Below are 24,891 nucleotides of genomic sequence, written 5' to 3' on the forward strand. Positions count from 1 at the left end.
TAAGGATTTTGGTGGACGACCTGTCAAAATTAAGAGTCTGACAACCGGTGATTCTATCGTGGTAAAGATTATACTGCGAACTCAGGTTAGCTACTTAGACTTTTCTAGTCTCTTTAAGGAACTGGGGTTTATAATATTGCTAACAACCACCTACATAATAGTAGGAACTTTAGTGAGTTGATGAGTTAGGTTAACGAGTGAATACATCATTATCACATTTGCCAGAAGAACAACTAGAAGACTTAAAGACCTCATCCCAAGGAGGACTAAATTTTCGTCCTTATTTGCGGATTTTCTTGAGAAAAGCTTGGTTAATTGCTGGATTAACTACTTTAACTACCTTTGCTGGGGGGATAATTAGCTCTCTTGATCCTTATACTTACACAGGTAATTTTTATTTATTAGTAGAACCGATTACCTCCAGTGCCAAACTAACTAATCCCTCAACTCTAGCTCGAACTGATGGGCAACCTGATGAAAGTCTCTTTGAGTTAGACTATCCCACTAATCAAGTATTCCTTCAAAGTCCAGGGATGACTTTAAAAATTGCTCAGGAAGTTCATCAGAAAGTGCTGACTCGCGAAGTTCCCGCAATTTGGAAAGATTTAAGAGAAAATCTTAAAGTAACACGAGCTAGTTTACCTGGGCCCGCTTCAAGAAGCGGAGTAACTAAGATTTTTGAAGTTTCTTATACGGGAAAAAGTCCCCAAGAAGTTCAACAAATTTTATCAACGGCGGCCGCAACATTTCTTAAATATAGTTCAGAGGATCGAGAAACTAATATTAAAGCAGGGGTTAAATTTATTGATTCGCAACTCCCTGATTTACAAGAAAGGCTTAAAAATCTTAGAACTCAACAAAAACAAATAAGACAACAAAATGAATTAGTAGATCCTCTTCCTAAAAATAATGAAGTATTAACTCAAATTACCCAACTGCAAAACCAACAATTTGACATAGAAACTCAATTAAAAGGTAAAAAACATTTATCTAATATCTTACAAGAACAATTAAAACTAACCCCAAATGAAGCTTTAGCCTCAGCCACTTTAAGCCAAGATCCTAGCCGGGTTTCTTTACTGTCTCAACTTCAAGAACTCGATAGTCAAATTGCGATCGCTTCGGCTACCTATACTATTGAAAGTCCTCAGATTCAAGATTTAAAAGATAAACGAGAAAATATTGTTAACTTGCTTAATCAAAAAACTCAAGAAATTCTGGGAAAAAATTCTTTATTTATTGCTTCTGATTCTGCTGCTCTAGGTTTTCAAGATCCAACCCGATTAAACTTAATTGGACAATTACTACAAACAAATAACGAGATTCAAGTATTAGAAACTCAATTGCCAGCAATTAAAGAAGCTAGACAAACGATTGAAAAAGAAGCACAACGTTATCCGGTTTTAATTAATCAATACAGTGACATTCAAACCCAAATTAATCTCGCAGAAGAAATTCTCAATAAACTATTAGTACAAAGGGAAACACTTAAAGTAGAATCGGCTCAAGATCTTCCTTGGCAATTAATTTCTAAACCTCAAATTCCTCTTGATGAAAATGGAAAACCTATTGGTTTTCCTCCTGATAGAAAAAAGAAAGTGCTGGCCGGTGTTATGGGGGGACTCTTATTAGGAATGGGACTTGCTATTTTATGGGAAAAACGACAAAATATTTTTCACGCGGCTGAGGATATTGCTGAGACACTTTCTCTTCCTATTTTGGGTGACATTCCTAAAGATGGTCGCACTGGGTTTTCTTCTGATATAACAGTTAAACCTAAACCTGCTCAGGAAATTTCTAATTTGCCGCCTAATTATTTACAGGAAAACGTCAATTATGAGAAGCCAAATCATCTAGAAGAATCTTACTTTTTGGAAGCATTTGAAAAACTTTATACTCAGCTTTATTTGGTTGCTTCTTCTAAAATTAGTTCGCTTATTATATCTTCTGTTGAACCCAAAGATGGTCAATCTAAGATAGCATTATATTTAGCTATTAGTGCGGCTAATTCAGGAAAAAAAGTGCTTCTAGTAGATACTAATTGGACACGCCCCAAACTTCACGAGTTGTTAGATGTTCCTAATCAAAAGGGTCTGATACAACTTCTTAGAGATAGGGTTCCTTCTAACGAAATTATTCAGGATGTGCCAAATATTGACAATTTGTTTATCTTAACTGCGGGAAATCCAGAAGAAAATTGTACTAAAAGACTTTGGTCTCCTCAGATGGAAAATCTTATGGAAGAATTTTCTAGAAATTATGATTTAGTTATTTATGATACTCCCAACTTCTTTGAGACATCAGATATCAAATTTATGACAAAAAAAACTGATGGAATTTTGATGGTAATAGCTCTTAAGAAAACACCTCAATCTTTAGCTAAAAAAGCGGTTAAAGAAATCAAAGATATCAACTTACCTTGTTTGGGTGTAGTTGCTAATCATCTTCAATAATTAAGTAAAGTTTGGACTTGACAAAAATGTCATTTAATGTAACATTTCATGAATCATTTAACGATAGAAAAATCTACTTTTATTTGGGGTAAACGTACCTATCTGATGGGCATTCTTAATGTTACTCCTGATAGTTTTAGTGATGGAGGTGAATTTAATAGTCTAGAAACTGCTTTAGTTCAAGCTAAAATGCAAATTAAGGCGGGGGTAGATATCATTGATATTGGGGGACAATCTACACGACCTGGGGCTGAACAAATTCCTTTAGAAGATGAGTTAAATAGGGTTATTCCTATTATTAAATCTTTACGTCAAGAAACTTTGATACCCATTTCTATTGATACAACAAGATCCTTGGTTGCTCAAGCTGCTATTGAAGCTGGAGCAAATGTAGTTAATGATATTTCTGGGGGAACTTTTGATACAAAAATGTTCCCTATTGTGGCTAATTTACAAGTTCCTATGATTTTAATGCACCTTCGAGGAACCCCTAAAACGATGCAGCAAAAAACCGATTATCAAGATTTAATCGGAGAGGTTTATCAATGGTTAGACACTCAAATAACTTCAGCAATGAAAGCGGGAATTAAACGAGACAATTTAATCATTGATCCTGGTATTGGTTTTGCTAAAACTTATGAACAAAATTTAGAATTAATTCGTCGTTTACACGAATTAAAACTGTTAGGATTTCCCCTCTTAGTAGGAGTATCCCGAAAGAGTTTTATTGGTCATATTTTGCAACAGAATGATCCTAAACAACGAATTTGGGGAACGGCCGCCGCTTGTTGTGGTGCGATCGCTGGTGGGGCTGATATTTTAAGGGTTCACGATGTGGCACAAATGTCAGAGGTGGTTCAGGTAGCAGATGCTATTTGGCGTATCTAGTTTGTATTAGATTTCACCCATATAGGGGAGGTAAAACGGTGATGAAATTAGGCACTCTTGAGATGGAGTGAGTTATTACAAGATTAGTCATTATGACTTTAGTTCAGAGGCAATTATCGTCAAATTTGGTCAAACTTGCTCTGGTAGCCCTTGCTTACTGGAGTGCAGGTAGCTTAACTCTTCAGTGGATGAAATTGGGGGCAGAAGCTTCTCCTTTATGGCTTCCGGCAGGAATTGCCCTAACTGCATTGTTAATTTATGGAGAGGGTATCTGGTTGGGAATTTTCCTGGGAGATACTTTTTTAATGTTAACATTAGGGACGGGTTGGGGCGTTATTCTAAGTTCCGCTATAGGTAGTACTCTATCAGGAATTATCGGTTTAAAGTTACTGCGTTGGTCAGAATTTTCCCCTAGATTATCCAGAATTCAAGATGTCACCGGATTGATCTTTTTAGCGGGGATGGTTTCATCTTTGGTTAATGCAACAGTTGATACTTTAACTCAATTTATCATAGGAGCTTTATCTTGGCATAATTTTTCTCAGAAATGGTGGTTATTATGGTTAGGAGACTGTAGCGGAATTTTAGTTATTACACCGTTTTTATTACGTTTAATATTCGATAATCGGGGACTATTACGTCAACAAAGCAGAGAACGTATGATTGAAGTCGCTATTTGTGGGGGATTATTATTAGGATTAAGTTGGTTAGTTTTTGTCCATCATGGAAAACCAACTCTTGTCTTAGAAGGGGGCTTAACTAATGCTCAATATTTGGAATATTTGCCTTTTCCAATTGTTGTTTGGGCCGCTATTCGTTTTCAAACTTGGGGGGCTGTTTTAGGCAGTTTGCTTGTCTCTATTTTGGCTATTGTGGGAACCTTACGGGGTATTGGCCCTTTTGTTATTCAAACCTTAAATCTTACTCAAGCGACTTTTCTCTTACAATTTTTTATTATTATTATTAATGGAACTGCTTTATTATTATCAGCTACTGTTATAGAAAAACAACGAACTGAAAAGCAATTGAGGGTAACTTTAGAACGCGATCGCTTATTAGCTGAAGTGTCTTTACGGATTCGTGAATCTCTCGATTTAAAGCAAATTTTTCAAACAACTGTGGCAGAAATTCGCCAACTTATTCACGCAGATCGAGTGTTTATTGCTTCTTTAAAAGATCAAGGAATAATTGAAGTAGTGGCGGAGTCGGTCAACGGTTTTTATCCTTCTTTATTAGAGGGAAGTCCAAGAGATGATCTTTTTACGGATATTCAATCTCTTTTTAATGATTATCAACCGTTTATTGCTTCAGATTTAACTGAGTTAGAGTTACCAATAGTAGTTGAAAAATACATAAAATACTATCAAGTTAAAGCGGCGTTAGTCGTCCCTTTACATCTTGACGGTAAACCGTTAGGCTTATTAGTAGCTCATCAATGTTGTGGGATTCGTTATTGGCAAAAATCAGAAGTTAAACTGTTAGAACAATTAGCTACTCAAATGATTATTGCTATTCAACAAGCTCAACTGTATCAACAAGTTCAACAACTTAATAGTAATTTAGAAAAACAAGTAGAAGAACGGACTCATCAGTTACAAGAAAAAATACAAGAAGTTCAAGAATTATATGAGATGAAAGCAGTTTTTTTACAGGCAGTTTCCCACGATTTACGCACATCAATTATGGGAATGCTTATGTTATTAAACAATTTACAAAATCGTCCAGGTGATAATTTGACTCTTTCTCGTTCTATTTTGGAACGGATGATTAATAGTAGCGATCGCCAACTCACTTTAATTAATGCTCTTTCAGAAAATCATTTTTCTGAAGAACGTCACTTAGTAATTCACTGTCAACCCCTATCTCTCAAAGATTTTATTAGTCAATTAATTGAAGATTGGCAACCTTTATTATTACAAAATCAAGCAACTTTAAGTTCAATTATAACTGATAATTTACCACCAATTTACGCTGATTCTGAACAACTTGACCAAGTTTTTGAACACCTTTTAACAAATGCTTTTAAACACAATCCTCCAGGGATTAATTTAACCATTGAAGCAACTGTTAATCAAGGAATGGTTTGCTGTCGCTTAAGAGATAATGGAATTGGTATGGAACGACAACAATGTGAGCAACTTTTTAAATTATATTTGCGTAGTTTACACGATAGACGAAGGACGGGAATCGGGTTAGGTTCCTATCAATGTCGGCAAATTATTGAAGCTCATGGGGGTACAATTGGGGTTAATAGTACCCCCGGTCAAGGTTGTGAGGTTTGGTTTACTTTACCCATCGCTAAAAGTCAACCCTCAGCCGTTAGTTAATGGACTTCTTGCTCGAAGTTCCTTTGGCGCGGTGGCGCGCAAATCAAGAACAGCTAATTAGTCAATAATTACTAACTAAAAAATAGAAAATCCTATCAAAAAATGCGACTTAAAGCATAATCTACTAAATCCGTTAAAGATTGAGAACATTCCGAAGGTTTAAGACAGTCGAGATGTTTAAGAGCTAGGTTCGCATGATAAGCTGCTAACTCCCGCGTTCGCTCAATTCCTTGACTTTCTTTGACTAAAGATAAAGCGGTTTCAATGTCTCCCTCCTCACTAAATTCTCGCTCAATTAAAGTTTTCAAATAGGGCTTTTCTTCCATAGCAAATAAAGAAGGAGCAGTGATATGACCGCTAATTAAATCTGAGCCGACCGGTTTGCCTAAAACCTCAGTGGAACTGGTAAAATCTAAGATATCATCCAAAATTTGAAAGACTAATCCTAGATAACGACCATAAGCATAGAGATTTTCTGTGATCTCGATGGAACTATCACTTAAAACCCCTGCTGCTTTAGCACTATTAGCAATTAATGAGGCCGTTTTATAGTAACTTTTCTCTAGATAAGCCTCCAGGGTGATACTGGTATCAAATCGATTAATACTTTGTAAAATTTCCCCTTCAGCAAAATCTCGGATCACTTCTGAGAGCAGTTTAACTACTTCTAAGTTATCTAAGTTAGCTAAATACCAAGAAGACTGAGCAAAGAGGAAATCTCCGGCTAAAACAGCGATACGATTGTCAAAGAGACTGTTAACCGTAGGGACATTACGGCGCAGTTCGGCTTCATCAACCACGTCATCATGGACAAGACTAGCGGTGTGAATCATTTCCGTAATTTCCGCTAACCGTCGATGACGTGGGGTAATCTCACCCTCAAGCATGGTGGCCCGAGAAACTAATAAAACAATGGCGGGACGAATTCGTTTACCCCCCGCATCAAATAAGTGTTCGGCGGCAGCAGCTAAAATGGGATGGCGCGCACCTACGAGCCGTTTTAGATTCTCCGTGAGAAGATGCAAATCGTTGTCAACAGGGGCAAAGAGAGAGGTAGTTGATATCATTGCTTAGCCAAGTGTGGCAAATCAGTTACGAAAGTTTACATATCCTTATATTTATTTTAAGCTAACCTCTCCAGACAAGGAAACTCCATCATTGATTTTCTGGCCCGAAACGGTTCTCTGACATGGGTAAAATCCCTAAAAAAAATCTGTCATAAGCTAAATTCTTGTGTTAAGTTAATAGTAAGGGTTTTAAGAATTTCCCAAGTCCGCCAATTTCAGAATACCAGAGAGAGCCATTCAATCGAAGAGATTCTGAGGGGTGTGGGGTTGGCTAACTATATCGTGCTGAAAGGTTTTTTATAAACCTAAGTTCAGCCAGATTCGCTATTGGCTTTGCTCAGCAGCAAGCAAACACCATTTGGAGATTAATTTCCAAGAAAGTTTTTGCCAGCTTGGAGCCAAAAAAGTGAGTCTCCTAAAACTAGAGAAAGGAAAACAATAGTTTTTCTAGTCTTGTGCTAAAGTAAACGGGATTTTAAGCCCCGTCTTGCTTTATCTACCCTATTGATGACCAATTTTGTCTGTTTATCCTATATTCACCCTAGCGATGCTCACCTAAAGACTAAAATGCCTCTGATCACCCTGTTGCTTGCCGCCCTGTACCTGCTGATGATTTATGGACTCTTAATGCTGGCCAAACGGACGGGAAAATGGATGTTTCCTCCCCGAAATCTTGGCTAAGACAATAACTTTGAGGGGAACTTATTGTCCCCTTGTTCAATTAATATCAAAAGAAAATAATTAGCTGAAGTAGGGATTGATTATAGAGCAATTACTTTTGTACTAACATCAATCCTTAATTTCAGTCTAACACTTCAACTTCTTCCCAAGTAAAGGGAGAATGATGAGCAGTGGGTAAATATACTTGTTCGACTAGAGGACGATAGCCTAACCATTGTTGAGAAACCTGGGAAAATATTTCAGGGGAACCACTGACAGCGAACTGTGTGGGTAAGGGGGGGGTTGTTTGCCTTAAACCCATTAATTTTAATTCTTTTTCGGCTGCTTGCACCACATAACTAGCAGGATCAACTAAATTTACGGTTGGAGGAACAATATCTTTAATTACTGCCGCCAGATGACGATAATGAGTACAGCCATAGACAAGGGTATCAATGTTTTGAGAGACTAAGGGCTGTAAATATTTTTGAGCGACTTGTCGAGTATAGGGTTCCCAAATACGGTTTTGTTCAATGAGGGGAACAAATTCAGGACATCCGACTTGCCAGACTTGGGCGTTAGGATCAATTTCTTGGATAGCCTGACGGTAAGCGTTGCTTTTAGCGGTAGCGGAGGTAGAAATCACCCCAATGCGCTTACCCCGTTTAACGGCTGCTCTGGCACCTGGGAGAATGACCCCTAAAATGGGGAAATCGAATTCACGGCGTACCGCTTCTAAAGCTAAAGCCGAACTGGTATTGCAAGCCATGATTGCCATTTTAACATTTTTTTTCCCCATCCAGATCAATATCTCTCGCACAAATTGTAAAATCTCTGCTGCTGAGCGATTGCCATAGGGAAGTCTGGCGGTATCAGCAAAGTAGAGAATTGATTCTTGGGGTAACTGTCGATAGAGTTCTCGTAAAACAGTCAATCCGCCCACACCACTATCGAAAACACCAATGGGACTGTTTTGAACGTCTCTCATAAATTATTAAGTCGCCAAAATTGAGTTTTTTGATAATTTAAACACGAATGTCTCAGGAAGTAAACCTATTTCCCGAAACTCAATGGTCTAAGTCTATAGCCACGATAAAGAGAATTTCTTCTAAAATTAGCGAACCTATCCCTCAGACAGCGATATACTAAGCAAGGGCATGGGAAAAAAATCTTAACCATAAGCGAATCAATCCAAAGCTTAGTAGGATTCTTCCCCTATGAAAAACCCTTAAGCCATCATCCGTATTAAAGCAAGATGACCACAGGAATCGACTTACAAGGAAGTTTTATAGAATCTCTCAAACAATTGGGACTCTCTGACGGCTTATCTAAAGCCCTTTGGATTCCCCTACCCTCATTTTTGATGATTATTGGGGCAACGGTGGGGGTATTAGTTGTTGTTTGGTTAGAACGGAAAATCTCGGCGGCGGCCCAACAACGTATCGGACCCGAATATGCCGGCCCATTGGGAGTTTTGCAACCCGTGGCCGATGGTATTAAATTGGTGTTTAAAGAGGATATTGTCCCTGCTAAAGCAGATCCCTGGTTATTCACCCTGGGGCCTGTTTTAGTGATGCTTCCGGTTTTTGTCTCCTATCTGATAGTCCCTTTTGGACAAAATTTAATCATTACTGACCTGAATGTGGGAATTTTCCTCTGGATTGTTCTTTCGAGCATTGCCCCCATTGGTCTGTTAATGTCGGGATATGCTTCTAATAACAAGTATTCCCTATTAGGAGGATTACGGGCCGCGGCTCAATCTATCAGTTACGAAATTCCTCTAGCTTTATCTGTTTTAGCTGTTGTCATGATGTCTAACAGTCTCAGTACCATTGACATTGTACAACAACAATCAGGTTACGGAATTTTAGGCTGGAATATTTGGCGGCAACCTGTAGGTTTTGTCGTCTTTTGGATTTCCGCTTTAGCTGAATGTGAACGACTACCCTTTGATTTACCTGAAGCTGAAGAAGAATTAGTAGCAGGTTATCAAACCGAATATGCCGGGATGAAGTTCGGTTTATTTTACTTGGGTTCTTACGTTAACTTAGTGTTATCGGCTCTCGTTGTTGCCATTCTTTATCTGGGAGGTTGGGAATTTCCCATTTCTATTGATGCATTAGCCGGATGGTTAGGGGTGAATGAAAGTAGTGCTTGGTTAGAGGTGATCACCGCTTCTTTAGGTATTACCATGACCGTTCTTAAAGCTTATTTTCTCATCTTTATTGCGATTCTTTTACGTTGGACAGTTCCCCGTGTCCGCATCGATCAACTATTAGATTTAGGCTGGAAATTTTTACTGCCTGTTTCTTTAGTGAACCTATTATTAACTGCAGCCTTAAAATTAGCGTTTCCTATCGCTTTCGGTGGTTAATTTCTTCAACGTTGTCCACAACTGATAAATCAAGCGTTATGTTCAACATTCTCAGACAAGTTAGTGATTATGCCAAAGGTACTCTAGAAGCGGCCAAATACATTGGTCAAGGATTAGCTGTTACCTTTGATCATATGCAGCGTCGTCCTATTACCGTCCAATATCCCTACGAAAAATTAATTCCCTCAGAAAGATTTCGGGGAAGAATTCACTTTGAATTTGACAAATGTATTTCTTGTGAAGTTTGTGTTCGGGTCTGTCCTATTAATCTTCCGGTGGTAGATTGGGAATTTAACAAAGCTGTTAAAAAGAAAGAACTCAAACATTACAGTATTGATTTTGGAGTCTGTATTTTTTGTGCAAATTGTGTCGAATATTGCCCAACAAATTGTTTATCCATGACGGAAGAATATGAGTTATCTGCTTATGATCGTCATGAATTAAACTATGATAATGTTGCTCTGGGACGCTTACCTTATAAAGTGACTCAAGATCCTATGGTGACACCTTTACGGGAATTTGCCTATTTGCCTAAAGGGGTTGTTGAACCTCATGATTTACCATCAGGAAGTCAACGGTCAGGCAAACGACCTGAAGAAATTGTTCAAGAAACAGAATCATAATGTATCGATAGTGAATAGTTATTTAATGATTAACGACTATTCACTATTTATTGATAATTAACAACAAGGAGCATTACCAATCGTGAATTTAGCCGAAGGCGTTCAAATCGTTTCCTTTGCGATTTTATCTGCCCTAGTAATTGGGGCGGCTCTTGGTGTCGTTTTACTCTCAAATATTGTTTATTCTGCCTTTTTATTAGGGGGAGTATTTATCAGTATTTCGGGAATTTATATCCTACTTAATGCGGATTTTGTTGCGGCGGCTCAAGTGTTAATTTATGTGGGAGCAGTCAATGTTTTAATCTTGTTTGCGATTATGTTGGTTAACAAGCAAGAAGACTTTTCTACTCTTCCTAGACGATGGTTACGTCAAGGGGCAACTGCTTTAGTTTGTGGGGGAATTTTTGCCCTTCTAGCCACCATGATCTTAGTTACTCCTTGGTCAATTGATACCACTTCTTCTGCGATGATTGATAATACCATTGTTGAGATTGGTAAACACTTTTTTAGTGATTTTCTCTTGCCTTTTGAATTAGCGTCAATCCTATTATTAATGGCTATGGTAGGCGCAATTATTCTGGCTCGTCGTGATTTGATTCCTGACACGGTAACGACTAAAGAAGGAACAACTACCGCCTTAACTTTACCAGAACGTCCCAGTGAATTAGAAGTACGAGAGTTGGCATCTGCAAAGGGTAGCTCGACTTCTAAGTAGTAGTTAAACATTAGATGTTGTTGAGGTAAAAAGAGAAATTATGCACCTAAAATTGGAGTTTTGTTTGATTCTGGCTGCGGCCCTTTTTTGTATTGGAATTTACGGGTTAGTAACCAGTCGTAATGCTGTCCGAGTATTAATGTCTATTGAATTATTACTCAATGGGGTAAACATTAATTTGATGGCTTTCTCAAATTTCCTTGATCCGATAGGCATTAAAGGTCAAATATTTACCATATTTGTTATTACTGTAGCTGCGGCTGAAGCAGCAGTCGGTTTAGCCATTGTTTTAGCAATTTATCGTAACCGTAACACCATTGATATGGAGCAATTTAATTTGCTTAAATGGTAAGTTTGTAGTGAGGGCTTTCGCCCTCTAATTTATCATTAAATGGTATCAGGATTAATTCCCTGTTCTCTCAATATTTGAGCAAGACGATCAGCCCGTTGTTTTTCAAATTCAGCCCGTTGTTTTTCAGCTTCAGCCCGTTGTTTTTCTAACTCAAACTTTTCATCTCCAGTTAATAAAATATTGCCTGAGCGATCGCACCATCTCAACCATTGTTCATAAAACTGTCCTTCAAATTCACCTGACCATAACGTTAAACCTAAATTAACTTCTTCTAACCAATAATTATCTTGTAATTGATAACTAATTACTTGTCTTTTATAGACCTGTAAAACATTGTCAGTCAAATATTTTAAAGGATCAAAGATTACATAATAGCCCACCCCTGCATCTAGATAATCTTCTAGCTTAGTTCCCAATTCATTACCCACTTTATTAGAAACAATTTCAATGGCAATTTCTGGGGCTTTACCAAAATTCCAAGTAAAATAAGAACGGTTTTTCTTTTGACTCCAATCTTCAGGGCATTTTACCCTTAAACTTAACATCACATCTGGCACTAAAGGCGGTTTTTTATTAGCATAAAATAACCCTACATTGGCAGTGACTAAAAAAGGAATTTCTAAATTTAGGGAACTATAAGCAGAGGAAGTTAATAAACGTTGTTGTTTTTCTGAAATAAGATTATCCACTGGTTGTTCATCCTCAATAATTAGTTCACTAATATCTGGTTCAGGCATTAATTCCCATTCTGTTTCAGATAAAGATGATTGATTTGTTATAGAATGATCTACAGGAGAAGTTGTTGTTACATTCATAATCTTTCCTCGTTAAATTGATAATTAGTAACAGGCTAAAGCCTTATTCTACAAGAACTAAGTCCGACGAGCGCGGACTAAATTCTTGGTTGCGTAGGCAACTTTTGTTTATCTAGCTTAACTATGAACGAGTTAAGGTCTATTATTTATGATAATTTAGCATAACATATACGGAAAAACCAATTATTTTATCTTTATATCCTATTATCTTATAATAACAATATATTAGAAAGAAAAATTTTAAATTGTTTACAATGAAACCTGATAGTTAATTAATCCAAACACTTTCCCAAGGTGCGCCCCCTATTTCTAATCCGCCTAAAAAACTGGTAGCTTTAACAATTAAATTGCCTTGACTTTGACTCAATTCTAAGGTAATATTTCCTTGCATAGTATCCCGACATCTAAACTGTAAACCCTCAGCCGTAGGAACTCTAACATAATTGCCAGATTCTTCAGTAGTTCCGATAATTGTGATGATAAAGTCTTGATTTTTTCCTTGCATTTCCCATTGTCCCCAAGGTTCAACTTGCCAGGATAATTTACTATTTCCTCTTTCAAATTCATAGAATTTTCCTTGATAATGTAAACCAATTAATCCCACTGATTCAGTTAAACCAAATACATCTCTAATGCCTCCTACTGCTGTTAATGCTAAGTCATATTCTTCAATAAAACTATTACAATTAATCCAAAACCATTTCTGAGGAAAAGAACGACCCCAGTTTTTTTCACTATAAGCAGGTGCATCAATAAATTCGTATTTTTCCCCATTCCAATCAATATAACCTGTGGCGGTTCCCTGAGCCATTAATACTTGCCATCCGGGATCAAAAATAGGTAAATAAGACAGCCAACCTGCCGTTGCTTTTTGAGGCAAATCACGATTACCCCAACCATCAATTGGATTAATTTTATATTGCCAACGACAATAAAAATTATTTCGCTTATCACAAATATAACCTTGATTTAAAGTATCAGTTGCTTGATAACCTTGTTTAATCTGTTGTTCAAAAATAACCGGATCAAGTAATTGCGGTTTAAGGGATAATTGAGTTTTGCCCCAATGACCTAATTCTAATTTATTTCTGTTAGCCCAAAAATTTCTAATATTAGGAAAAGTTCGACATAAATATTGATTATTTGCTCCTAAAATTTGGGCTGCACCACCACTATGAGGCTGATTACCGATAGGATCATCAATAGAATACATAAACCCAAAAGTCTGCCCCCATTGAGGTAACGTAACTCGATAGTACCAACCCTCAAAAAAACGTTGATCACTACCGTTCCAATGATAACCACTATGGGGAGTTTGACGAGAATTTTCCATCATTAATCCTACTTTTTTCCTGGTTTCCAATTATATTGCTTAAATTGTAAACCCAAGTTTTCGATAAACCAGCCCATATTTGATGATTCTTAGAAAAAACCTGTTAAACAGTTCTAGTAAAAGCGGCGATCGCCATGTACAATGAATCTAGATAATTTTGTAGGGTGCAAACACTGTGACTCTAGACTCTTCTAACCTCTGGCCCGAATTGTTGCAACAACTCCTTGATAAACAGTCTCTCTCTCAAACTCAAGGGGCCCAACTTATGCAAGGATGGCTTGATGAAGCCATTCCCCCTGTTTTATCGGGGGCTATTTTAACCGCTATTCAAGCGAATGGAGTATCAGCTAATGAGTTAGCCGGAATGGCCCAAGTGTTGCAAGCACAGTCGTTATATCAAACCCCGATTAACCATTCTGACGCGATTATTGATACTTGCGGAACGGGGGGGGATGGGGCCTCTACCTTTAATATATCTACTGCAGTGGCGTTTGTGGCTGCAGCAGCAGGGGTTAAGGTGGCTAAACATGGAAACCGTTCAGCTTCGAGTAAAGTGGGGTCTGCGGATGTTTTAGAATATTTAGGGGTAAATCTTGGGGCTTCTATAAGTCAGGTAGAAGGGGCTTTAAATGAAGTCGGTGTTACCTTTTTATTTGCCCCTGGTTGGCATCCAGCGATGAAGCACGTTGCACCCTTGCGTAAAACTTTAAAAATACGAACGGTTTTTAATTTAATTGGCCCGTTGGTGAATCCGTTACGTCCTACAGGTCAAGTCATTGGAGTTTATTCGCCTCAATTTATTATACCTATGGCTGAAGCTTTGAATCAATTAGGTATCTCGAAAGCGATGGTTGTATATGGACGAGAAAAACTTGATGAGGCCGGGTTAGGAGATATAACAGATGTGGGTTTATTGAAGGATAAAACGGTTATTTCTGGGGAGTTAAACCCTGTTAAATTAGGATTAGAAACTGCGCCTTTAAGTAGTTTAAAAGGGGGAGATGTGCCAGAAAATGGGGCTATTCTCAAGGCAATTTTGCAAGGAAAAGGAACTCAATCTCAACAAGATGCAGTGGTGTTAAATGCGTGTTTAGCACTTCAGGTAGGGGATATTGTTCCTTGGGAAGACCATTATCAAGGAATTGAAATGGCGAGAGATATTCTTAATAGTGGAATTGCTTGGAAAAAATTAGAGGAATTAGTTAATTTTCTGCAACAATAACATCAAAAAGTTCACCAAGTGCAGAATTTGTCGGGGTAATTCATGAATTACCCCCATAGAATTTATAAACTATTACTTAATTCCTCTGTAAACCATTGTCTTAAATCCTCCTCAGATTTAAAATCAAGTAAAGCTTCTCCTAAATTTTCTAATTGTTCAATAGAAAGATGGTGAATTTGCTTGGATAAATCAGGATAAATTTGACCAATTCTACGATTGAGTTGACGGACAACCAAGTTAGCTTCCCCTTGTTGTTTTCCTTCTTCTCTCCCTTCTTCTCTCCCTTCTTCTCTCCCTTCTGCTTTAATCTCTTGATAGATAACTGATTCTTTCATGATGTCCTCTCTTAACAAACGTTGAATGATGTCTTTACTTAATACTAACCCAGCGAGAATAGCTGTGGATGCTGCTACATTACTTTTTTCCCTCCTATCGGAAATTCTCTCTATTTTTTGGCTAATTTGTCTCAAGGTATTTTCTCGATTTGTGCTTTGACTTAACACCGCAAATGGCCATAATCCTGGAGAATGTAATAAACTTTCTGGGTCAACTTCCCAAAGACGAATCACCTGAAATTGATGACGACTCATACTTAATTCAAATATGTTTTGTCTGACTAATTCTGAGTCGCTTTTTCTTAAATAGATGACTACTTGAATCACTTCTTTTTGAGGATAACGGCGATAAATTCTCAGTCGATAATCTAACATTCTAAAAGGAATATCCTCATCTGGACTAGTTTGAAACTCAATATGTAATACCAAGTCTTCTGATTCCAAAAAGATTAAACTATCTGCTCTAATCGGTTCTAAGGATAATTCTGATGGCTTTAATTCTGTTAACTCCATGGGTTTTCCTAGTAACCAAGTAGCGATATCTTTGGTAAATTGAATGGCAATGAATTTACAAGTAGAATCGTACATTTAATTGACCTATAATGCTTAATTACCTAATTCATCTATAAACCATTGTTTTAAATCCTCCTCAGATTTAAAATCGAGTAAAGCTTCTCCTAAATTTTCTAATTGTTCAATAGAAAGACGGTGAATTTGCTTGGATAAATCAGGAGAAATTTGACCAATTCTACGATTGAGTTGACGGACAACCAAGTTAGCTTCCCCTTGTTGTTTTCCTTCTTCTCTCCCTTCTGCTTTAATCTCTTGATAGATAACTGATTCTTTCATGATGTCCTCTCTTAACAAACGTTGAATGATGTCTTTCCTTAATACTAACCCAGCGAGAATAGCGGTTGATGCTGCTACATTACTTTTTTCCCTCCTATCGGAAATTCTCTCTATTTTTTGGCTAATTTGTTTCAAGGTCTTTTCTCGATTTGTGCTTTGACTTAACACCGCAAATGGCCATAATCCTGGAGAATGTAATAAACTTTCTGGGTCAACTTCCCAAAGACGAATCACCTGAAATTGATGACGACTCATACTTAATTCAAATATGTTTTGTCTGACTAATTCTGAGTCGCTTTTTCTTAAATAGATGACTACTTGAATCACTTCTTTTTGAGGATAACGGCGATAAATTCTCAGTCGATAATCTAACATTCTAAAAGGAATATCCTCATCTGGACTAGTTTGGAACTCAATATGTAATACCAAGTCTTCCGATTCCAAAAAGATTAAACTATCTGCTCTAATCGGTTCTAAGGATAATTCTGATGGCTTTAATTCTGTTAACTCCATGGGTTTTCCTAGTAACCAAGTAGCTATATCTTTGGTAAATTGAATGGCAATGAATTTACAAGTAGAATCGTACATTTAATTGACCTATAATTCTTAAATACCTAATTCATCTATAAACCATTGTTTTAAATCCTCCTCAGATTTAAAATCAAGTAAAGCTTCTCCTAAATTTTCTAATTGTTCAATAGAAAGACGGTGAATTTGCTTGGATAAATCAGGAGAAATTTGACCAATTCTACGATTGAGTTGACGGACAACCAAGTTAGCTTCCCCTTGTTGTTTTCCTTCTTCTCTCCCTTCTTCTCTCCCTTCTGCTTTAATCTCTTGATAGATAACTGATTCTTTCATGATGTCCTCTCTTAATAAACGTTGAATGATGTCTTTACTTAATACTAACCCAGCGAGAATAGCTGTGGATGCTGCTACATTACTTTTTTCCCTCCTATCGGAAATTCTCTCTATTTTTTGGCTAATTTGTCTCAAGGTATTTTCTCGATTTGTGCTTTGACTTAACACCGCAAATGGCCATAATCCTGGAGAATGTAATAAACTTTCTGGATCAACTTCCCAAAGACGAATCACCTGAAATTGATGACGACTCATACTTAATTCAAATATGTTTTGTCTGACTAATTCTGAGTCGCTTTTTCTTAAATAGATGACTACTTGAATCACTTCTTTTTGAGGATAACGGCGATAAATTCTCAGTCGATAATCTAACATTCTAAAAGGAATATCCTCATCTGGACTAGTTTGAAACTCAATATGTAATACCAAGTCTTCTGATTCCAAAAAGATTAAACTATCTGCTCTAATCGGTTCTAAGGATAATTCTGATGGCTTTAATTCTGTTAACTCCATGGGTTTTCCTAGTAACCAAGTAGCTATATCTTTGGTAAATTGAATGGCAATGAATTTACAAGTAGAATCGTACATTTTTTTATAATTACAATAAAATAATCTAAAGATTTATTATTCATTCTCCGCTTCTACAAATAAGGAATCTACACCTTTTATTTCTTCATCTTCTGTCACTCTTAAACCCAGAACAGGACGAAAGCCAAAATTACTAGGATAGGATAAACGATAGCTTATCCAAGCGATGAATACCCAAGCTAAATAACTAAACGTTAAAGTAAATGCACCGACCATCATAAGTCCTATAATTTGAGCGAATAATAAATCAATTTCTCCGCCAAAAAGTAATCCCCCTCTAATATTTTGATTTTGAGTAAACAGATATGACCAAGAGTAAGTTTGAGGGTCTAAGCTAAAAATTCCTACTGCTAATGTTCCCCAAATTCCGCAAGCAAAATGAACGGGAACTGCACCAACAGGGTCATCAATTTCAGATTTTTCTAACAAAATAGTTGCGACTAAAACAATAATTCCTCCTATTATTCCAATGATAGCAGCACTATAAATACTGACAAAAGCACAGGAAGCAGTAATACTAACACATCCGGCTAAAATACCATTAATAATAAAAGATAAACTAGGTTTTTCATAAAATATCCAAGAGCAAGTAGTTGCGCTTAATGCACCAAATGCACCAAATGCACCGGCAATTAAAGTTGCTAATAAAATATGAGAAATAGCTTCAGCATTAGCAGATAAAGTTGACCCTGCATTAAACCCAAACCACCCTAACCAAAGAATAAAACAACCTAATGTGGCTAAACTTAAATTATCGGGATACATAGTAACAATTTTTTTACCATTAAAACTGGTTTGTTTTATTGAACGTTTTTCGGTTTCTTTCCAGTCAACATATTTTCCTAATCTTGGTTTTAATAACCATGTTCCCGTTAATGCAGCACATCCTCCAACAAAATGAACAACCATTGACCCCGCAAAATCTCTAACCCCAAAATTATATAAAAATCCTCCTCCCCAAACCCAATGTCCTGCGATAGAATAAATGATAACAAAGAGCGCACTAAACGCAACAAATACGCCGAATTTAATTCGTTCTGTTACTGCACCAGAAACAATTGTTGCTGCTGTTCCTGCAAAGGTTAATTGAAAGAAAAATTTAGCATATAAGGTAGCCTTTGACCAGTCTAAATCTAAAGCATTAAAACTGTCTTTTCCTAATAATAGAAAGCCTTCAACTCCTAGATAGTCTCCTCCATTGCCAAACATAAAAGCAAACCCAATAAACCAAAATATTAAGGTAGCAATAGAAAAGACAATAGTATTTTTAGCAAGGACATTAACAGAACTTTTCTTCCGACAAAATCCTGTTTCTAACATAGCAAAACCACAGTTCATAAAGAACACTAAAGACCCTGTAATGAGTACCCAGATAGTGTCTACTGTTACTTGTAAATTGTCTAATGTTAGTGAAGAACTTTCTTTTGCGATCGCGGCTGATATTCCCATCACTATCAGCCAAGTTATCATAAATAAGCAAATATATTTGCTGGCGTGGGGACATAAAAATCTATAAGCTAGACTTAATCAGGGATATAGCCCGTCGTCCTCGTCGATAATAGGCGCGTTTTTCGGGGCTTAATTGCATTAATGCCTGGGCTTCAACGGTAAATAAATCACAAGAGTCAACCCAATCTTTTCCATGAAGACCGATATAAAAGTTACTGTGTCTCCGTCGCATTTTCTTGTTTTTTCTGACTCTCCCCACATATTTTGCCAATCCTTTCTCTTTAATAATTTTTCCAGAAAATGTTGCCATTGAATAAGCTAGAGTAATCAATATAATTAAGGAAGTAAGGCGATGTCCTGTTAATTTCGTTCTTTCTAAATCATAACCACCTTTCTTAAAATCCCGAAACATTTCCTCAATACAAAATCTCTTTTTATAAGCGTCAATCGTCTCATCAATACTGGTTAAATTTGTGATAATAAACCAAGCTTCTTTTGTCTCTATTCCTCTATACTTCTTTTTCCATTTCGCCACTATATTACTGCCTATAAATCCTTTTGTTTTTGTAACTTTAACTCCTTGATAAAATAAAGACATTCCTGAAGATAATCCTAAATCTTTTAGTCGCGTCCACATTTCCTTTTCTACTTCAATATAGTTGCTTTTCTTCAATCTGAGTGCATAATAAACTCTTTTTTGTCCATGTAACCATTTTGCTAGTTCAACTGAGCAGAATTCTCTATCCCCTAAGACAACTATTTTATATTCTTTTAGAAAGAGTAATATTCGGGCTAATATACTTTTCTGTGTGTCAAAGTTACTATTACCGATGTGATCTAGCAACTCAAAATATAAGGGAATTCCTCTATTATCAATTACCAGACTTACCATCAAAATATTAATCAACCCCCATTGGGTTCTATCTATGGCAATATGTAAGACATCTCCTGTACTAAATGATTGCTTTAACCACTGTTTTATGATAGGTATCCATACTCCTTTAATTGTCAAACAAGGAATCTCGAAAAACCGTTTTAACTTTTTTCTCTTACTTTCAAATAAAATGGGACTGGGAAAATAACTAGCTAACTCATAAAACCTAATTTTCCTATATACTTGCACTAATTCTATCATGATTAACAGTATTAAATATTCCGATTTTTTCAGATACTTTGTTAAATGGTTGTTATAAATTTCTGGTAACATTTTGGGTTTAGACGGCGATCGCTAAAAAAAGAACATTTTCTTTTTACCATGTTTTGCTCTTTTCGTCATCTGGTAAGGCTTTCAGGGTTTCATGTCCCCACGCCAGCTTAAAGGGCATAATAATATTATGCCCCTACAGACTAGGTTGTAAAATAATTATCATTTGTTATAGTAAAATAAATAGTAGTAGAGGTGGCTTATTATGTCTGTTCCAATAACGATAGAAAGCATAGAAAAGCACATTCGTAGAGCAGAAGCTACTGGTGTTCCTGAAGCAGAAATTGATGAACTTCGGCAGTTTTTAGATAAATTAAAAACGCCTGGGTTTAAACTTCCAGAACAAAACAGCGTAAATCTTCAAATAATTCAACAGGATGGACAAAAAATAATTCGCTTTTCTACTTCATCTCTCATCTCAGATGAAGACTTTGAAGGATTGGATATTAAGCCTGTATAATGGGCTATCAATTATTGTAGTGCGCGAGATAAAAATCATACCATATATTCGCAATGACAATATAGGTTTAATTATCACCACCTACTTAACTATCAACATACAGTTTAACTAATTTTTGAATAATAAAACCAGCTTCACTCCTTTCTATTAATGCTCGTTTAGTCAGAGAAGCAACCCCATCAGTTAAACCCGGTTGTTTAATTTCTTGTCTAAGTTGAGCAAACATAACAGGATTTTCCACCTTAGCTAAATACTGAATAATCGCTTTTTCAACCTCAGATAACCTTTCATATTGCATCTCTATCAACAAATTAACATCACTAAAATTTCTCGTTGCATACTCTAAAAAATCAGTAATATTACCCCCAAATACCTCTTTAATTCTTGCTCCTACTAACTTTAAGAATAGAGGATTACCCCGATAAAGTTGTTCTATTTCTGTCAATTCATTCTCTTTACCTAATATTCCTTGTTCTTGAAAAATTGAGTCAATTTCTTTTTCTTTTAAGCCACTTAAATATAGAGAGTTTACTTGTCTTTGACGATTTTCTAAATAATCAAAATCACTAGGTTTTTCTCGATTAATCATCAGTAAACAACTATTATGAGGTGCTTCACTTATACGTCTCCATAACTTTTGATAATCTTCGTATCCATCTTTATACTTTCCTGCTAACGCTTCTTTACAAAAAATTTCCTCTACATCATCCAATAATAATAAACAGCGATACTTCCTTAAACTATCAATTAATCTAGCTAATCCTTTCTCTAAACTCGGTAAAACTAGGCCTAAAGAATGATTATTTAATCCCTTAAGAATATCTTCTAATAAATTAATGAGATTGGGTGCAGATTTTAAAGAACGATAAATAATAACATCAAATTTATCCTCATTATCCTGAGCAAACTTTACCCCTAAAGCTGTCTTCCCCATTCCCACTATTCCTGATAGACAAATCAGACGAAATTTATCAGTTATTATCCATTTTTCTAAAGTATTTAATTCCTCATTTCTACCATAAAAAGTCTGATCATCAATCTCAGGTGCAGTACCCCAGTCATGACTAATTTCTCCCTCAACCTCTACATTTTCATTCTCAGAAATCTCTTGCCAATCTAACCATAATGCGCGGCAAATGTCCTGAAATTTTTCACTCCCAACCCCTTCACTATTAAAAAATTTAGTAATAGTTGCTCTTGATATATAAAGACGATCAGCCAAAATAGTTTTACTGGTAAAATTGCTTTTTTGAAGTGCTAATTCGACTTTTTTAACGTACTCTGGTTTAACCCGCAGTTTAGACATACAATATGATAAAAGCTTGGTAATTACAGTATAATCATGTGTAGGGACACGGCGATAGTCCGTTAATGGTTTAAATCAAAAAATTATGAATGCCGTGTCCCCTAATGGTTTGAATCAAAAAATTATGAATGCCGTGTCCCCTAATGGTTTAAATCATAAAATTATTAATGCCCTGTTCCCACAGTATAATCGTGTGTATGGACACGGCGATAGTCCGTTAATGGTTTACATCAAAAATTATAAATGCCGTGTCCCTACAAACCTACCCAAATGCATAGGGGTCAACGGCCGTTGACCCCTACAGTAAACTTTAAACTAATTAGATCTTAGTATCCACGAGCAGTAGGTTTATGAACAATAAAACTCATGGTTTGACATTGTTTAATATTGTCAAAAGCAATAACGCGGATATAAGAATCGGGATACTCAGAACGACATTCCCGAACTTCTGCTAATACTTCTTGAGGAGAAGAAGCACTAAACAAAGGTAATTTCCACATTGTCCAGAAGTAAGTGGTGGGTTCAGGTTTTTGTTCAAATTCCACCGCAGGATGAAACCCTTGATCCAACATATATTGAATCTGTTTAACAATTTGTTGGTCAGTTAAAGGAGGTAAATAAGAAAAAGTTTCGTAACGATTCTCTTTAGGTAATGTTTTCATTGTTTGTTGATTCCTATCTCAATTAATCACAGTTAAACATGGTTTTAGTCATCATTGTCCGACTCATAATAGTCAGGATGACAAGATGAGGAGACAGAAGACGACTTAGTAAGCCTTTCCAATAGCTGACGACGGTGTTCCATATTCGCCTGACCCATTTGAGCGCGCACCATATCTGGTAAAAATTCCAGAATTTCTTCGGCGAGATGTTCGCGCACCGTAAGAATCCGCAACACCAGTTCCTTATTATCCGTCATCAACCCGGAGACAAATGCTTCTCCCTGTTGAATATCATGAGAGCATACATACTGTCTCAACCAAATGGCTTGAGTCGGATTGGTTTCAGATAATTGGTCAATAATGACACGAACAGCTTGATAGGTTAGGTAACTTTGTAAAACGCTTGCCGTGTCTTGTGCAATTTTCTTAGGATACATCAGTGCCTACCTGTCCCTCTTGGGACATTGTTGTTAGTTAATAGTGTTTGATATTCCCTAAAAACTAACAACTAAACCCAAATTAGAGTGTATCCATTGCCTCAAACTCAAACTTGATTTCTTTCCAAAGTTCACAAGCGGCAGCTAGTTCAGGACTCCAACGGCAAGCTTCCCGAATAACGTCATTACCTTCACGAGCTAGGTTACGACCTTCGTTACGAGCTTGGAGACAAGCTTCAAGAGCAACACGGTTAGCGGTTGCACCAGGAGCATTACCCCAGGGGTGTCCTAAAGTACCACCACCGAACTGTAAACAAGAATCATCGCCAAAGATGTCTACTAACGCGGGCATATGCCATACGTGGATACCACCAGAAGCAACAGGCATGGTTCCAGGCATAGAAGCGTAGTCTTGGGTGAAGAAAATACCGCGAGCGCGATCTTCTTCAACGTAATCTTCACGCATGAGATCCACAAATCCCATAGTGATACCCCGTTCTCCTTCTAGTTTACCTACAACGGTTCCAGAATGGAGGTGATCACCACCAGACAAACGTAAACACTTAGCTAAAACGCGGAAGTGAATACCATGATTTTTCTGACGGTCAATAACCGCGTGCATCGCACGGTGAATGTGTAGTAATAAACCATTGTCACGACAATACTTAGACAAAGTGGTGTTCGCAGTGAAACCACCTGTTAAAAAGTCGTGCATGATAATGGGAGTTTTGATCTCTTTAGCAAATTCTGCCCGTTTGAGCATTTCTTCGCAAGTACCAGCCGTAACGTTGAGGTAGTGACCTTTAACCTCATTGGTTTCAGCTTGAGCTTTTTGGATAGCATCTTGTACAAACAAGAAGCGATCGCGCCAACGCATGAAGGGCTGAGAGTTGATGTTTTCGTCGTCTTTGGTGAAGTCTAAACCACCGCGTAAGCACTCATAAACGGCGCGTCCATAGTTTTTAGCAGACAGACCGAGTTTAGGCTTAATGGTACAACCAAGTAAAGGACGACCATATTTGTTTAATTTGTCCCGTTCAACGGTGATACCGTGAGGAGGGCCAGGGAAGGTTTTGATTAAAGCTACAGGGAAACGAATATCTTCTAAACGTAATGCCCGTAATGCTTTGAACCCGAAAACGTTACCTACTAAAGAGGTGAGAACGTTAGTTACAGATCCTTCTTCAAATAAATCTAAAGGATAAGCAATAAAGCAAAAATACTGATTATCTTCGTTAGGAACGGGTTCGATATCATAACAACGACCTTTATAACGATCTAAGTCGGTTAAGTTATCTGTCCAAACCGTTGTCCAAGTTCCGGTGGAAGATTCTGCTGCTACTGCTGCACCTGCTTCTTCAGGAGGAACACCCGGTTGGGGGGTCATGCGGAAGCACGCCAGAAGGTCGGTATCTTTGGGGGTGTAGTCGGGGGTGTAATAGGTCAGGCGGTAATCTTGTACGCCAGCTTTGAACCCTGATTTAGCGGTGGCTTGTGCCATTTAGTCATTCCTCCGTGAATGGGCATCGTTAATTTCTCATTTATCAGCTTGTAAGTCGCTCTCAACTCACTCGCCATAAAGAAAATATTAGAAAGTTATTCGGCTGCTAGAAGTCGTTCTTGCTAACCGTTAATTTACTTATCTGTTCTTCGAGTCCTAATCATATCATGAGAGGTTGATCGTTTTAACATTCTCTTTACCGCTAATTTTGTATTTTTATATTACAATTTGTAGACAGTCTGATTAATTTAACTGATACATCCTGGAAACCCTGATTCGTCCTCATCAGCTAGGTTTTCTCCTATATCAGATGTTGGATCGTTTATCCTAAAATTTTTATAAATAGTTACATAAGTTGAATGAGTTGCCTAAGTATGATTGCTTAGTGCCTGAGAACCATATAAAACTAA

General features: G+C 37.0%; 22 protein-coding genes. 9 read left to right on the forward strand and 13 right to left on the reverse strand.

Features of this window, described 5'->3' with window-relative positions:
• The first annotated feature begins 197 nt into the window (after positions 1-197).
• From AsFPU1_RS03575 to AsFPU1_RS03585, 3 genes are all read left to right on the forward strand, one after another.
• Complete coding sequence (locus AsFPU1_RS03575) at positions 198-2,453, forward strand: GumC family protein (RefSeq protein WP_124977858.1); 2,256 nt, start codon at positions 198-200, stop codon at positions 2,451-2,453.
• 48 nt (positions 2,454-2,501) lie between these two features.
• Positions 2,502-3,341, forward strand: coding sequence for a dihydropteroate synthase (folP, locus tag AsFPU1_RS03580; protein WP_124977860.1), 840 nt, complete (start codon positions 2,502-2,504; stop codon positions 3,339-3,341).
• 92 nt (positions 3,342-3,433) lie between these two features.
• A complete protein-coding gene (locus tag AsFPU1_RS03585) occupies positions 3,434-5,668 on the forward strand; it encodes a sensor histidine kinase (protein WP_124977862.1) in 2,235 nt (744 codons plus the stop codon).
• Between the two features lie 95 nt (positions 5,669-5,763).
• Here the strand turns inward: AsFPU1_RS03585 and sds are convergent, their stop codons facing one another.
• Complete coding sequence (gene sds, locus AsFPU1_RS03590; RefSeq protein WP_124977864.1) at positions 5,764-6,735, reverse strand: solanesyl diphosphate synthase; 972 nt, start codon at positions 6,733-6,735, stop codon at positions 5,764-5,766.
• An 802-nt stretch (positions 6,736-7,537) separates the two neighbouring features.
• Positions 7,538-8,383 carry a glutamate racemase gene (gene murI, locus AsFPU1_RS03600; RefSeq protein WP_124977869.1) on the reverse strand — a complete coding sequence of 282 codons (846 nt, stop codon included), beginning with the start codon at positions 8,381-8,383 and terminating at the stop codon, positions 7,538-7,540.
• A 267-nt stretch (positions 8,384-8,650) separates the two neighbouring features.
• Here murI and nuoH point away from each other — a divergent pair, with 267 nt between their 5' ends.
• The 4 genes from nuoH (at position 8,651) to nuoK (ending at position 11,459) form a co-directional block, all read left to right on the forward strand.
• Entirely contained in the window at positions 8,651-9,769 is a 1,119-nt protein-coding gene (gene nuoH / locus AsFPU1_RS03605; RefSeq protein WP_124977871.1) for an NADH-quinone oxidoreductase subunit NuoH, read from the forward strand.
• Between the two features lie 38 nt (positions 9,770-9,807).
• Positions 9,808-10,392, forward strand: coding sequence for an NAD(P)H-quinone oxidoreductase subunit I (gene ndhI, locus AsFPU1_RS03610; RefSeq protein WP_124977873.1), 585 nt, complete (start codon positions 9,808-9,810; stop codon positions 10,390-10,392).
• Positions 10,393-10,474: 82 nt separating this feature from the next.
• Positions 10,475-11,107: an NADH-quinone oxidoreductase subunit J gene (locus AsFPU1_RS03615; RefSeq protein ID WP_124977875.1), complete on the forward strand. Its 633-nt coding sequence runs from the start codon at positions 10,475-10,477 to the stop codon at positions 11,105-11,107.
• Positions 11,108-11,147: 40 nt separating this feature from the next.
• Entirely contained in the window at positions 11,148-11,459 is a 312-nt protein-coding gene (gene nuoK, locus AsFPU1_RS03620) for an NADH-quinone oxidoreductase subunit NuoK (protein WP_124977877.1), read from the forward strand.
• Between the two features lie 35 nt (positions 11,460-11,494).
• On the opposite strand, the gene AsFPU1_RS03625 is transcribed toward nuoK, so the two are convergent.
• Positions 11,495-12,274: a Uma2 family endonuclease gene (locus AsFPU1_RS03625; RefSeq protein ID WP_124977879.1), complete on the reverse strand. Its 780-nt coding sequence runs from the start codon at positions 12,272-12,274 to the stop codon at positions 11,495-11,497.
• Positions 12,275-12,542: 268 nt separating this feature from the next.
• The gene (locus tag AsFPU1_RS03630) at positions 12,543-13,610 is read right to left on the reverse strand and encodes a tocopherol cyclase family protein (protein ID WP_227873643.1); all 1,068 of its coding nucleotides are present in this window, start codon (positions 13,608-13,610) and stop codon (positions 12,543-12,545) included.
• 172 nt (positions 13,611-13,782) lie between these two features.
• Between AsFPU1_RS03630 and trpD the strand changes: the two genes are divergently transcribed.
• The gene (gene trpD / locus AsFPU1_RS03635) at positions 13,783-14,829 is read left to right on the forward strand and encodes an anthranilate phosphoribosyltransferase (RefSeq protein ID WP_124977881.1); all 1,047 of its coding nucleotides are present in this window, start codon (positions 13,783-13,785) and stop codon (positions 14,827-14,829) included.
• Between the two features lie 62 nt (positions 14,830-14,891).
• Here trpD and AsFPU1_RS03640 read toward each other — a convergent pair whose 3' ends face one another.
• From AsFPU1_RS03640 to AsFPU1_RS03660, 5 genes are read right to left on the reverse strand one after another with little or no spacing between them, the layout of a single operon-like run.
• Positions 14,892-15,752 (reverse strand): Rpn family recombination-promoting nuclease/putative transposase, encoded by an 861-nt coding sequence (locus AsFPU1_RS03640; RefSeq protein WP_124977883.1) that lies wholly within the window; start codon positions 15,750-15,752, stop codon positions 14,892-14,894.
• A gap of 18 nt (positions 15,753-15,770) precedes the next feature.
• On the reverse strand, positions 15,771-16,601 hold the full coding sequence (locus AsFPU1_RS03645) for an Rpn family recombination-promoting nuclease/putative transposase (RefSeq protein WP_124977885.1): 831 nt from the start codon (positions 16,599-16,601) through the stop codon (positions 15,771-15,773).
• A gap of 18 nt (positions 16,602-16,619) precedes the next feature.
• Positions 16,620-17,462, reverse strand: a complete 843-nt coding sequence (locus AsFPU1_RS03650) for an Rpn family recombination-promoting nuclease/putative transposase (RefSeq protein WP_124977887.1) — start codon at positions 17,460-17,462, stop codon at positions 16,620-16,622.
• 36 nt (positions 17,463-17,498) lie between these two features.
• Positions 17,499-18,932: an ammonium transporter gene (locus tag AsFPU1_RS03655; protein WP_124977889.1), complete on the reverse strand. Its 1,434-nt coding sequence runs from the start codon at positions 18,930-18,932 to the stop codon at positions 17,499-17,501.
• Positions 18,933-18,972: 40 nt separating this feature from the next.
• A complete protein-coding gene (locus tag AsFPU1_RS03660; protein ID WP_125061046.1) occupies positions 18,973-20,118 on the reverse strand; it encodes an IS4 family transposase in 1,146 nt (381 codons plus the stop codon).
• A 202-nt stretch (positions 20,119-20,320) separates the two neighbouring features.
• Here AsFPU1_RS03660 and AsFPU1_RS03665 point away from each other — a divergent pair, with 202 nt between their 5' ends.
• The gene (locus AsFPU1_RS03665; RefSeq protein WP_124977905.1) at positions 20,321-20,575 is read left to right on the forward strand and encodes a hypothetical protein; all 255 of its coding nucleotides are present in this window, start codon (positions 20,321-20,323) and stop codon (positions 20,573-20,575) included.
• An 85-nt stretch (positions 20,576-20,660) separates the two neighbouring features.
• Here AsFPU1_RS03665 and AsFPU1_RS03670 read toward each other — a convergent pair whose 3' ends face one another.
• The 4 genes from AsFPU1_RS03670 to AsFPU1_RS03685 form a co-directional block, all read right to left on the reverse strand.
• Positions 20,661-21,881: an NB-ARC domain-containing protein gene (locus AsFPU1_RS03670; RefSeq protein ID WP_124977907.1), complete on the reverse strand. Its 1,221-nt coding sequence runs from the start codon at positions 21,879-21,881 to the stop codon at positions 20,661-20,663.
• A 326-nt stretch (positions 21,882-22,207) separates the two neighbouring features.
• Positions 22,208-22,543: a ribulose bisphosphate carboxylase small subunit gene (locus tag AsFPU1_RS03675; protein WP_124977909.1), complete on the reverse strand. Its 336-nt coding sequence runs from the start codon at positions 22,541-22,543 to the stop codon at positions 22,208-22,210.
• A gap of 44 nt (positions 22,544-22,587) precedes the next feature.
• Positions 22,588-22,980 (reverse strand): RuBisCO chaperone RbcX, encoded by a 393-nt coding sequence (gene rcbX, locus AsFPU1_RS03680; protein ID WP_124977911.1) that lies wholly within the window; start codon positions 22,978-22,980, stop codon positions 22,588-22,590.
• Positions 22,981-23,062: 82 nt separating this feature from the next.
• Complete coding sequence (locus tag AsFPU1_RS03685) at positions 23,063-24,481, reverse strand: form I ribulose bisphosphate carboxylase large subunit (RefSeq protein WP_124977913.1); 1,419 nt, start codon at positions 24,479-24,481, stop codon at positions 23,063-23,065.
• Positions 24,482-24,891 lie beyond the last annotated feature (410 nt).

The organism is Aphanothece sacrum FPU1, assembly GCF_003864295.1.
Taxonomy (GTDB): domain Bacteria; phylum Cyanobacteriota; class Cyanobacteriia; order Cyanobacteriales; family Microcystaceae; genus Aphanothece_B; species Aphanothece_B sacrum.